Origin of the sequence: Pseudomonas sp. EA_65y_Pfl2_P74, from assembly GCF_963970575.1 — a bacterium.
Taxonomy (GTDB): Bacteria; Pseudomonadota; Gammaproteobacteria; order Pseudomonadales; family Pseudomonadaceae; genus Aquipseudomonas; species Aquipseudomonas baetica_A.
The window spans coordinates 93,173-103,616 of sequence record NZ_CAXAOQ010000018.1; the positions used below are offsets into that span (position 1 = coordinate 93,173).

Consider the following 10,444-nt stretch of genomic DNA (forward strand, 5'->3'; position numbering starts at 1 on the left):
AAGATCGGCGCCAATGGCCGTCACTGCACTGATCGTTCCCACGCTCTGCGCGGGAACGCAGCCCGGGACGCTCCGCGCCCCAACGCGCACGCAGAGCGGCCATTGAGGCATCCCCACGCGGAGCGTGGGAACGATCTGGCATCCTCGGTGTAAAAACCTTTTTGACAGCATCACATTTCAACAGGTTAGAATCGCTGGCACGCAGACTGCATGGTCAGTTTGTGCCCGTCTTCACGCTTCTGGAGTACTGCCTTTGAATGCGACGACCATCAACAGCCTGTTCTTGATCGGCGCGTTGCTGGTAGGTGCGAGCATTCTCGTCAGCTCACTTTCATCCCGTCTCGGCATCCCGATTCTGGTCATTATTCTCGCGGTCGGCATGACCGCCGGGGTGGATGGCGCCGGGATCATTTTCGATAACTACCCGACGGCCTATCTGGTCGGCAACCTCGCACTGGCGGTGATCCTGCTCGACGGTGGCTTGCGCACGCGGGTTTCAAGTTTCCGCGTGGCGTTATGGCCGGCGCTGTCACTGGCCACGGTCGGGGTGCTGATCACCACCGGGCTGACCGGCATGGCGGCCGCATGGCTGTTCGATCTGAACCTGATCCAGGGCTTGCTGATCGGCGCCATCGTCGGCTCAACCGACGCCGCCGCCGTGTTCTCGCTGCTCGGCGGCAAAGGCCTGAACGAACGGGTGTCGGCCAGCCTGGAAATCGAATCCGGCAGCAACGACCCGATGGCGGTGTTTCTCACCGTGACCCTGATCGACATGCTCGCCAGCGGCCAGACGGGCTTGCACTGGAGCCTGCTGACCCACCTGATCCGCGAATTCGGCATCGGTGGCGTGATCGGTCTGGGCGGTGGCTGGCTGATGCTGCAACTGGTCAACCGGATCAACCTCGCCGCCGGCTTGTATCCGATTCTGGTGATCGCCGGTGGTCTGGCGGTGTTCGCCCTGACCAACGCGCTGCACGGCAGTGGCTTCCTCGCGGTTTACCTGTGCGGCCTGGTGCTCGGTAACCGTCCGGTGCGCAGTCGCCACGGCATCCTGCACATGCTCGACGGCATGGCGTGGCTGGCACAGATCGGTATGTTCCTGGTACTGGGTTTGCTGGTGACGCCGCACGATTTGCTGCCGATTGCCCTGCCCGCGCTGGGCTTGGCGCTGTGGATGATTCTGTTCGCGCGGCCGCTGTCAGTGATCGTGGGTCTGCTGCCGTTCAAGGCGTTCCATGGCCGCGAAAAAGCGTTCATTTCCTGGGTTGGTCTGCGCGGTGCGGTGCCGATCATTCTGGCGGTGTTCCCGCTGATGGCCGGGCTGCCCCATGCGCAGTTGTACTTCAACCTCGCGTTTTTCATCGTGCTGGTGTCGCTGCTGGTGCAGGGCACGAGCCTGCCGTGGGTCGCCAAATGGCTCAAGGTCACGGTGCCGCCCGAGCCCGCGCCGATCTCTCGGTCCGCGCTGGAAGTGCATATCACCAGTGAGTGGGAGCTGTTCGTTTATAAGCTCGGTGCGGAGAAATGGTGCATCGGTTCGCCCCTGCGTGAACTGAAAATGCCCGAAGGCACGCGTATTGCCGCCCTTTTCCGTGGTCAGCAACTGCTCCATCCGTCGGGTAGTACGGTGCTGGAGGTCGATGATTTGCTCTGTGTTATCGGCCATGAACACAACTTGCCGGCCCTCGGAAAACTCTTCAGTCAGGCACCGCAACGCGGCCTCGACCTGCGTTTCTTCGGCGACTTCGTGCTCGAAGGAGACGCCCAGCTTAAAGCGGTTGCAGCCCTCTACGGCTTGCCGGCCGAGGGCATCGATCCCGACATGACCCTGGGTGCCTTCATTGCCCACAAGGTCGGCGGCGCGCCCATCGTGGGCGACCAGGTGGAGTGGAACAACACCCACTGGACCGTCGCGGTCATGGACGGGAACAAGATTGGCAAAGTGGGCGTCAGATTCCCCGAAGGAAGTCGCCCGGGCCCCGGACTCTTCCTCTAAACTGCGCCCACTATCACTTGCTTGACCGGTCTCTATGCCTACCCTGCGCTCCTTGTTTATCGCGGCCCTGCTGGGCCTGAGTCTTACTGTCGGCCCGCTTTACGCCGCCGAACCGCCGTCCAGCGACGCCGTGCAGGCCAGCCTGGATAAACTCGCCGACAGCAAACTGCCGGATGCCGATAAAAAGACCCTGCAAACCGTTCTGCAGAACACGCTCAACCAGCTCAACAACAAAAGTGATTACGAACAGAAACTGATCGACCTCAAGCAACAACTCGCGACCGCGCCAAAACAGACCATCGAAAACGCCCGTGAACTGACGCGCCTCAAGGCCAGTAGCGTGGTGCCGGTGGCGCAGCGTTTCCCCAAGGAGTCGATTCAGCAACTGGAACAGATCCTCACCGATCGCTCCACCCAGCAGAGCGATCTGCAAAAAGCCCTGGCCGACGCCAACAGCCTGATCATCACTGCGCAGACTCGTCCCGAGCGCGCCCAGGCGGAAATCTCAGCCAGCCAGACGCGCATTCAGCAGATCAACAACATCCTCAAGTCCGGCAAGGACAGCGGTAAAACCATCAGCGGCGAGCAACGCGACCAATTGAACGCTGAGTTGGCGGCGCTGAACGCGCTGATCCCGCTGCGCCGTCAGGAACTGGCCGGCAACAGCCAGTTGCAGGATCTGGGCAATTCCCGGCACGACCTGCTCTCGGAGAAATCCGACCGCCTCGACCACGAGATTCAGGAACTGCAAACCCTGATCAACCAGAAACGTCTGGCGCAGTCTCAGGAAACCGTCACCCAGCAGTCGATCGAAGCGCAGAAGGCCGGTGGCAGCAGCCTGCTCGCCAGCGAAAGCACGGCCAACCTGAAGCTCTCGGACTACTTGCTCAAAAGCACCGACCGCCTCAACGAGGTCACCCAGCAGAATCTGCAAACCAAACAGCAACTCGACACCCTTACCCAAAGCGATTCGGCTCTGGACGAGCAGATCAACGTGCTCAAGGGCAGCCTGTTGCTGTCGAAGATTCTCTACAAGCAGAAACAGGCGCTGCCGCGTTTGAAGGTCGACCGCGATCTGGCGGACCAGATTGCCGACATTCGCCTGTATCAGTTCGAAGTCAGCCAACAGCGTGAGCTGCTGAGCAATCCGTCGACCTACGTCGATAACCTGCTGTCCACCCAGCCGCCGGAACAAGTCACCCCGCAACTGCGCAAAAGCCTGCTGGATCTGGCCAACACCCGCGCCGACTTGCTGGAGCGCCTGAACCGTGAACTGAGCGCGGTGCTCAACGAATCGATCACCCTGCAACTCAATCAGAAGCAACTGCTGAGCACCGCGCAAAGCCTGCGCGCGACCCTCGACGAGCAGATGTTCTGGATCCCGAGCAACAAACCGCTGGATCTGGAATGGATGCGCGGCGTGCCGGAGCGCCTCAAGCGTCAGGTCGACACCCTGCCGTGGGCTTCCAGCCTGAGCGAACTGGCCGACGGCCTGACCCAGCGACCGTTGCTGTTCCTGCCGCTGGCGCTGCTGATCGGCGCGCTGCTGTTGCGCCGCAAAAACCTGTATGCGCGCCTGAACAAGGTTCACCAGGACATCGGTCACTTCAAACGCGACAGCCAGTGGCATACCCCGCAGGCGATTCTGATCAATATTCTGCTGGCGATGCCGGTGGCGCTCGGTCTAGCACTGTGCGGTCTGGCCTTGCAGATCGATGCACGCGGACAGAACACCAACATGGGCGCGGCGTTGATACAAATGGGGCAGGCGTGGCTGGTGTTCTACACCGCTTACCGGATTCTTGCGCCGGGCGGCGTGGCGGAGCTGCACTTTCGCTGGGAAAAACCGCAGGTCGAATTCCTTCAAGGCTGGGTACGGCGACTGGGGCTGGTGGTCCTGGCGCTGGTGGCGGTGGTCGCCGTGGCCGAATTGCAACCGGCAGCATTGGCCGACGACGTACTCGGCATGCCGGTGGTGTTGATTTGCTACGCCCTGATGGCATGGCTGCTCAGTCGTCTGCTGATCAGCAGCCCGGCCCACGAAAACACCTCGCTGTTTCGCAAAGCCCTCGGCGTGATGTTCACCCTGCTGCCGATCGCCCTGTTCACCGCCGTGTGCTTCGGCTACTACTACACCGCCCTGAAACTCAGTGATCGCCTGATCAACACCCTCTATCTGCTGATGTTCTGGCTGGTGATCGAAGCCACCTTCGTCCGTGGCCTGGCGGTTGCAGCAAGGCGTCTGGCTTACCAGCGCGCCTTGGCCAAACGCCAGGCCGCAAAAGAAGCCGGCGAAGGCGAAGCGGTGATCGAAGAGCCGACCCTGGACATCGAAAAGGTCAACGAACAGTCGCTGCGCCTGATCCGTCTGGCGCTGCTGGGCGGTTTCATCGCCGCGCTGTACTGGGTCTGGTCGGACCTGATCTCGGTGTTCTCGTACCTGGACAACATCACCCTCTACGAATACACCAGCGGCACCGGCTCGAACATGAGCATGGTGCCGATCAGCATCGGCGACATGCTCGGCGCACTGATCATCATCGGCATCACTTTCGCGCTGGCGCGCAACCTGCCGGGCCTGCTTGAAGTGTTCGTGCTGTCGAAACTCAATCTGGCCCAGGGCAGCGCCTACGCGACGACGACGCTGCTGTCGTATGTGATCGCGGGTGTCGGCTTCGTCTCGACCCTGTCGACCCTCGGCGTGAGCTGGGACAAGTTGCAGTGGCTGGTGGCGGCGCTGTCGGTCGGCCTCGGTTTCGGCATGCAGGAGATCTTCGCCAACTTCATCTCCGGCATCATGATCCTGTTCGAACGACCGGTCCGGATCGGCGACACCATCACCATCGGCAACCTGTCGGGCACGGTGAGCAAAATCCGCATCCGCGCCACGACCATCACCGACTTCGACCGCAAGGACATCATTGTCCCGAACAAGACGTTCATCACCGGGCAACTGATCAACTGGTCGCTGACCGACACCATTACCCGGGTCACACTCAAGCTGGGGGTGGATTACGGTTCGGACCTGGACCTGGTCAAGGAACTGCTCCTCAAGGCCGCCCGGGAAAACCCGCGAGTGCTCAAAGAACCCGAGCCGCACGTGTACTTCCTCAACTTCGGTGAAAGCACCCTCGACCATGAACTGCGCATGCATGTGCGCGATCTCGGTGACCGCAACCCGGTGATCGATGAGGTCAACCGCTTCATCAACCGCGAGTTCAAGACGCATCACATCAACATCTCGTTCCGCCAGATGGAGATTTACCTGAAGAATCTCCAGGGCCAGGAATACAAGCTGGTGCCGGCCGAGCCGGAAACCAAAACCGCCTTGCCGGGTGTCGGCGGGGAAAAACCACTGCAAGAGCCGCCGCCGGCCAAACTCGACTAACCGGTCTAATCCCAGCAGAATGCTCGGACATTCTGCTGGAGCCGGCCCTTGAAAGCCCTCGACGAACTGACCTTCGACAATCGCTTCGCCCGCCTGGGCGATGCGTTCTCAGCCCACGTGCTGCCTGAGCCGATCGACAATCCGCGTCTGGTCGTCGCCAGTGCCGCGGCCATGGCATTGCTGGACCTCGACCCGGCAACGGCTGAAACCGAGGAATTCGCCCAATTGTTTGGCGGCCACAAACTGTGGGCCGACGCTGAACCTCGGGCGATGATCTATTCCGGGCATCAGTTCGGCGGCTATACGCCGCAACTGGGCGATGGGCGCGGTTTGCTGTTGGGCGAGGTCTGCAACGCGGCGGGCGAACACTGGGACCTGCACCTCAAGGGCGCCGGGCAGACGCCGTTTTCGCGCATGGGCGATGGCCGTGCGGTACTGCGTTCGTCGATCCGTGAGTTCCTCGCTTCCGAAGCGCTGTACGCATTGAACATTCCTTCGTCGCGGGCAGCCTGCGTGATCGGTTCCGACACACCGGTCTGGCGCGAAAAGCAGGAGCGCGCGGCGATGGTGCTGCGTCTGGCGCCGAGCCACATCCGCTTTGGCCACTTCGAATATTTCTACTACACCAAGCGCCCCGAGCAGCAGAAGCAACTCGGCGAGCACGTACTGGCGATGCATTTCCCCGAATGCCTGGAACAACCGGAACCGTATCTGGCGATGTTCCGCGAAATCGTCGAGCGCAACGCCGAACTGATCGCCCAATGGCAGGCCTACGGCTTCTGCCACGGCGTGATGAACACCGACAACATGTCGATCCTTGGCATCACCTTCGACTTCGGCCCGTTCGCCTTCCTTGATGATTTCGACGCCAACTTCATCTGCAACCACTCCGACGATCAGGGCCGCTACTCGTTCAGCAATCAAGTGCCCGTCGGCCAGTGGAACCTCAGCGCACTGGCTCAGGCGCTGACGCCGTTCATCAGCGTCGAAGCCCTGCGCGAAACCCTGGGCCTGTACCTGCCGCTGTTTCAAGCGCATTACCTGGACCTGATGCGCCGTCGACTCGGTTTCACCACCGCTGAAGATGACGATCAATTGCTGCTGGAAAACCTGCTGCAACTGATGCAGAACAGCGGCGTCGATTACACGCTGTTCTTCCGCCATTTGGGTGAAACCTCACCGGAACAGGCCCTCGCCCGCTTGCGTGACGACTTCGTCGATATCAAGGGTTTCGATGCCTGGGGCGAGCGTTACGTGGCGCGGGTTGCCCGCGAAGGCACGCGTGATCAGGAACAGCGCCGGGCGCGGATGCACGCGGTGAATCCGCTGTACATCCTGCGCAATTATCTGGCGCAGAAAGCCATCGATGCGGCTGAGCAAGGGGATTACTCAGAGGTGCGCCGTTTGCATGCGGTGCTGAGCAAGCCGTTCGAGGAGCAGCCGGGGATGGAGAGTTATGCAGAGCGGCCGCCGGAGTGGGGCAAGCATTTGGAGATCAGTTGTTCTTCTTAAAGGGCTGGACTCCATCTTGATAAGCGATTCGTGCGTCTCCAGATAAGGCGTACGCATCGTAAACCTTCTCCGAGCCGAACATGACCAACCCACTCCTGATCCCCTGCCCCTCCTGCAACGGCCTTAACCGCATCCCCGCCGAGCGCCTCGCCGACCAGCCGAAGTGCGGCCGCTGCAAATCCGCGGTGCTGTTGAGCAAACCGTTCGAACTCAAGCAAGGCGACTACGCCAGCCAGATCAAGGGCGATCTGCCGCTATTGGTTGACGTATGGGCCGACTGGTGCGGGCCGTGCAAGTCGTTTGCGCCGGTGTTCGAGCAGGCGGCGGCGCAGTTGGCGGGCAAGTGCCGGCTGGCCAAGCTTGATAGCGAGGCGAATCAGCAGTTGTCGGCGCAGTTGGGGATTCGCTCGATTCCGAGTCTGATTCTGTTCAGGAACGGCCGGGAAGTGGCGCGTCAGAGTGGCGCGTTTGCGCTGCCGCAGTTGATGAGCTGGCTGCGCAGCCAAGGGATCTGACACACCCCAACACCCCATGTGGGAGCGGGCTTGCTCGCGAAGGCGTCGGATCCGTCAACTAAAGTATTGAATGTGACGGCCCTTTCGCGAGCAAGCTCGCCCGTACCAGGGACTAAGTGTGTCTCAGAACCTCAGGCGTCTTCGAGCAGGTTGTGCAGTTCAGCAAATTGCTGGGTCAGCTTGTGTCGCGGATCGAGGTGGATCAGCGGTGTGCTGGCCTGATGCGACTCGCGCATGCGCACCGAACTGCTCAGATACACCGGCAGCACCGGCAATCCTTCTGCGATCAGTTCATCAAGCATCTGCTGCGGCAGACTCGCCCGGGCCTGGAACTGATTGACCACGATGCCCTCGACTTCCAGCCCTTCGTTGTGGTCTTCCTTCAACTCCTGGATTTCCGCGAGCAAGCCGTACAGGGCCTGACGCGAGAAGCTGTCGCAATCGAAGGGAATCAGTACGCGATCTGCGGCAATCAGCGCCGATACCGCATAAAAATTCAGCGCCGGCGGCGTATCGAGGTAGATCCGGTCGTAATCTTCCGACAGCTCATCGAGCAACTTACGCAGTTTGTTGATCTTGTGTTTGGCTTCGAGCTTGGGCTGCAAGTCCGCGAGTTCGGCGGTCGCGGTGATGATGTGCAGGTTGTCGAACGGCGTTTCGTAGATATCCGCCTGATTCTTTTTCGAGAAGGGCCCCGAGGACAGGGTCTGCTTGAAGAAATCGGCAATACCCATCGGGATGTCGTTGCCAGTGAGCCCCGTCAGATACTGAGTGGAGTTGGCCTGGGCATCGAGATCCACCAACAGCGTGCGATAACCCTCGCTGGCGCTGACCGCCGCCAGATTGCAGGCAATGCTGGATTTGCCTACACCACCTTTCTGATTGAACACCACGCGCCGCATGACAAAACCTCCGTGTATCAAAGAATGACCGAGTGTAGATGCGGGCGACCGTGCTTCGCTACCTTCACCGACACGGACTACAAGGTCATACATCAATATCCGGCGACAGGCAGCGTAAAAACCGCCATCAAACACCAACATGTCCGACAGACAGACTGCATTCAATGTGAATAATGGCCAAGTGACAGTTTTGTCGCAAACCACTCGGTACATTTCATTGCACAAAATGTAACCAGCATTTGCTACACACTCCTTGCACCGGGATAATGCGCGCCACCCGGCGCCAAGCGCCACGCCACCTCCAGCGCAGTCGGTTCATCTGCGCCGCGGCTTTGGCGACTCAAAATGCGTCAACAGAAGCCCGCAGGGGCGGGATGAGCGTCCGTGATCAACTTCAACATCGCCCAATGGCGCGCGTGGGCCCCGGGGCTCGACAGCGTGGACGCCTGGCAGGCCTGGAGCCGACAACCGGTCGAGCTCCAGAGCAGTGATGCCGCGCCCGATGTATCGTTCTTGCCGGCCATGCAGCGGCGCCGACTCAGTCGCCTCGCCCGAATGGCCTTCAGTGTTGGCTGGCCGCTGGCCGACGGACGGGAACACCTGCCACTGGTGTTCGTCTCCCGCCACGGCGAAACCCCGCGCACCTACGAAATTCTCAGTGATCTTGCCAAAGACGAACCGCTGTCACCGACCCAGTTCAGCCTGTCGGTGCACAACGCGATCATCGGCCTGTGGTCGATCATGCGTGGCGAAACCAGCGAAATGACGGCCCTCGCCGCTGCGGGCGACGGCCTCGAACACGGCATGCTTGAAGCCGCCGCTCTGCTGAACGAAGGCGCCCCGGCGGTGTTGCTGGTGATCACCGAAGAACAGCCGCCCGAAGCCTATTGGCAGTGGATCGACGATGTGCCGTTTCCGTACGCACTCGGTCTGTTGCTGACCCCCGGTACCGACTGGCGGCTGAGCCTGAACAGCACCTCGCAAGCACTGTCCAAAGCACAATGGCCCCACGCACTGAGTCTGTTGCGCACCCTGCTCGGCCAGCAACCCCTTTGCCAGCATGCCTGGAAAAATCGTCTATGGACCTGGCAACGCAACCCATGACCGAGAAAAAACGTGACGCCTATTACTGGCGCCTGCTCGCCACCGCCGCCAGTTTCGCGCTGTTCGGTCTCGGTGGACTGTGCCTGCGCGTACTGGTGTTTCCGCTGCTCGCCTGCCTGCCCGGCGATGCCTTGGCCCACCGCCAGCGTGCGAGGCAGACCGTCAGTCGGCTGTTCTGGTTTTTCGTACGGTTCATGACCCGCTCCGGCGTGCTGACCTACGACATTCAAGGTGCCGAACGTTTGGGCCGACCGGGGCAAATGATCATCGCCAACCACCCGTCGCTGATCGATGTGGTGTTTCTCATCGGCCTCGTGCGTCAAGCCAATTGCGTAGTGAAGAAAAGCCTGTGGGAAAACCCCTTCACCCGGGGTCCGCTGCGCAGCACCGAATACATCAGCAACGACGGCAGCATGGACATGCTCGATGCCGCCGCCGAGTCTCTGCAAAACGGCCAGACCCTGATCATTTTCCCCGAAGGCACGCGCACGCAACCGGGACAGGCACCCGCCTTTCATCGGGGCGCCGCAGCCATTGCCCTGCGGGGTGCGAAGATCCTAACGCCGGTGATCATCACCGTCAGCCCGACCACTTTGACCAAAGCCGAACCCTGGTATCGGATCCCCAGTCGCCGTGTGCACTTCAGTTTTCGTGTCGGCGCCGATATAGACCCACAGACATTCGCAGCGCAAGGGCCTGCACCGCAGGCCTCGCGCAAGCTCAACGATTATTTGCACTCTTACTTTATTAAGGAGCTCGCCCAAGATGAGCGATCTGCATCGGGACATTAAAGAGCTGATCATCGACGCCCTCGGCCTCGAAGACATCAGCGTTGAAGACATTGACGACGATCAGACACTGTTCGGCGAAGGCCTGGGCCTGGACTCCGTCGACGCACTGGAACTGGGCCTGGCGATCCAGAAAAAATACGGCATCAAGATCGATGCTGATGCCAAAGACACCCGTAACCATTTCTCCAACGTGGCGAGCCTTGCGGCATTCGTCACGGCAAAACAGGCAGCTTGAG

The 10,444-nt window shown here is 60.7% G+C and carries 8 protein-coding genes; 7 read left to right on the plus strand and 1 reads right to left on the minus strand.

The genetic code is table 11. The features are described from left to right. Nucleotides 1-253 precede the first annotated feature (253 nt). From AACY18_RS16180 to trxC, 4 genes are all read left to right on the plus strand, one after another. Nucleotides 254-1,996 (plus strand): potassium/proton antiporter, encoded by a 1,743-nt coding sequence (locus tag AACY18_RS16180; RefSeq protein WP_339432247.1) that lies wholly within the window; start codon nucleotides 254-256, stop codon nucleotides 1,994-1,996. 34 nt (nucleotides 1,997-2,030) lie between these two features. Then, nucleotides 2,031-5,384 carry a mechanosensitive channel MscK gene (gene mscK / locus AACY18_RS16185; RefSeq protein WP_339432246.1) on the plus strand — a complete coding sequence of 1,118 codons (3,354 nt, stop codon included), beginning with the start codon at nucleotides 2,031-2,033 and terminating at the stop codon, nucleotides 5,382-5,384. Nucleotides 5,385-5,432: 48 nt separating this feature from the next. Next, nucleotides 5,433-6,896, plus strand: a complete 1,464-nt coding sequence (gene selO / locus AACY18_RS16190; RefSeq protein WP_339465376.1) for a protein adenylyltransferase SelO — start codon at nucleotides 5,433-5,435, stop codon at nucleotides 6,894-6,896. A gap of 80 nt (nucleotides 6,897-6,976) precedes the next feature. Further along, nucleotides 6,977-7,411 (plus strand): thioredoxin TrxC, encoded by a 435-nt coding sequence (trxC, locus tag AACY18_RS16195; RefSeq protein ID WP_339465377.1) that lies wholly within the window; start codon nucleotides 6,977-6,979, stop codon nucleotides 7,409-7,411. Nucleotides 7,412-7,542: 131 nt separating this feature from the next. On the opposite strand, the gene AACY18_RS16200 is transcribed toward trxC, so the two are convergent. Beyond that, nucleotides 7,543-8,313 (minus strand): ParA family protein, encoded by a 771-nt coding sequence (locus AACY18_RS16200; protein WP_339465378.1) that lies wholly within the window; start codon nucleotides 8,311-8,313, stop codon nucleotides 7,543-7,545. A gap of 384 nt (nucleotides 8,314-8,697) precedes the next feature. On the opposite strand from AACY18_RS16200, the gene AACY18_RS16205 reads away from it, so the two are divergent. The 3 genes from AACY18_RS16205 to AACY18_RS16215 are packed head-to-tail and all read left to right on the plus strand — an operon-like array spanning nucleotide 8,698 to nucleotide 10,443. Beyond that, nucleotides 8,698-9,417: a beta-ketoacyl synthase chain length factor gene (locus tag AACY18_RS16205; RefSeq protein ID WP_339465379.1), complete on the plus strand. Its 720-nt coding sequence runs from the start codon at nucleotides 8,698-8,700 to the stop codon at nucleotides 9,415-9,417. Beyond that, nucleotides 9,393-10,208 (plus strand): lysophospholipid acyltransferase family protein, encoded by an 816-nt coding sequence (locus tag AACY18_RS16210; protein WP_339432241.1) that lies wholly within the window; start codon nucleotides 9,393-9,395, stop codon nucleotides 10,206-10,208. The genes AACY18_RS16205 and AACY18_RS16210 overlap by 25 nt, the downstream gene beginning before the upstream one ends. Continuing rightward, the gene (locus AACY18_RS16215) at nucleotides 10,183-10,443 is read left to right on the plus strand and encodes a phosphopantetheine-binding protein (RefSeq protein WP_339432240.1); all 261 of its coding nucleotides are present in this window, start codon (nucleotides 10,183-10,185) and stop codon (nucleotides 10,441-10,443) included. Before AACY18_RS16210 ends, AACY18_RS16215 begins: the two co-directional genes overlap by 26 nt. The last annotated feature ends 1 nt before the right edge of the window (nucleotide 10,444 follow it).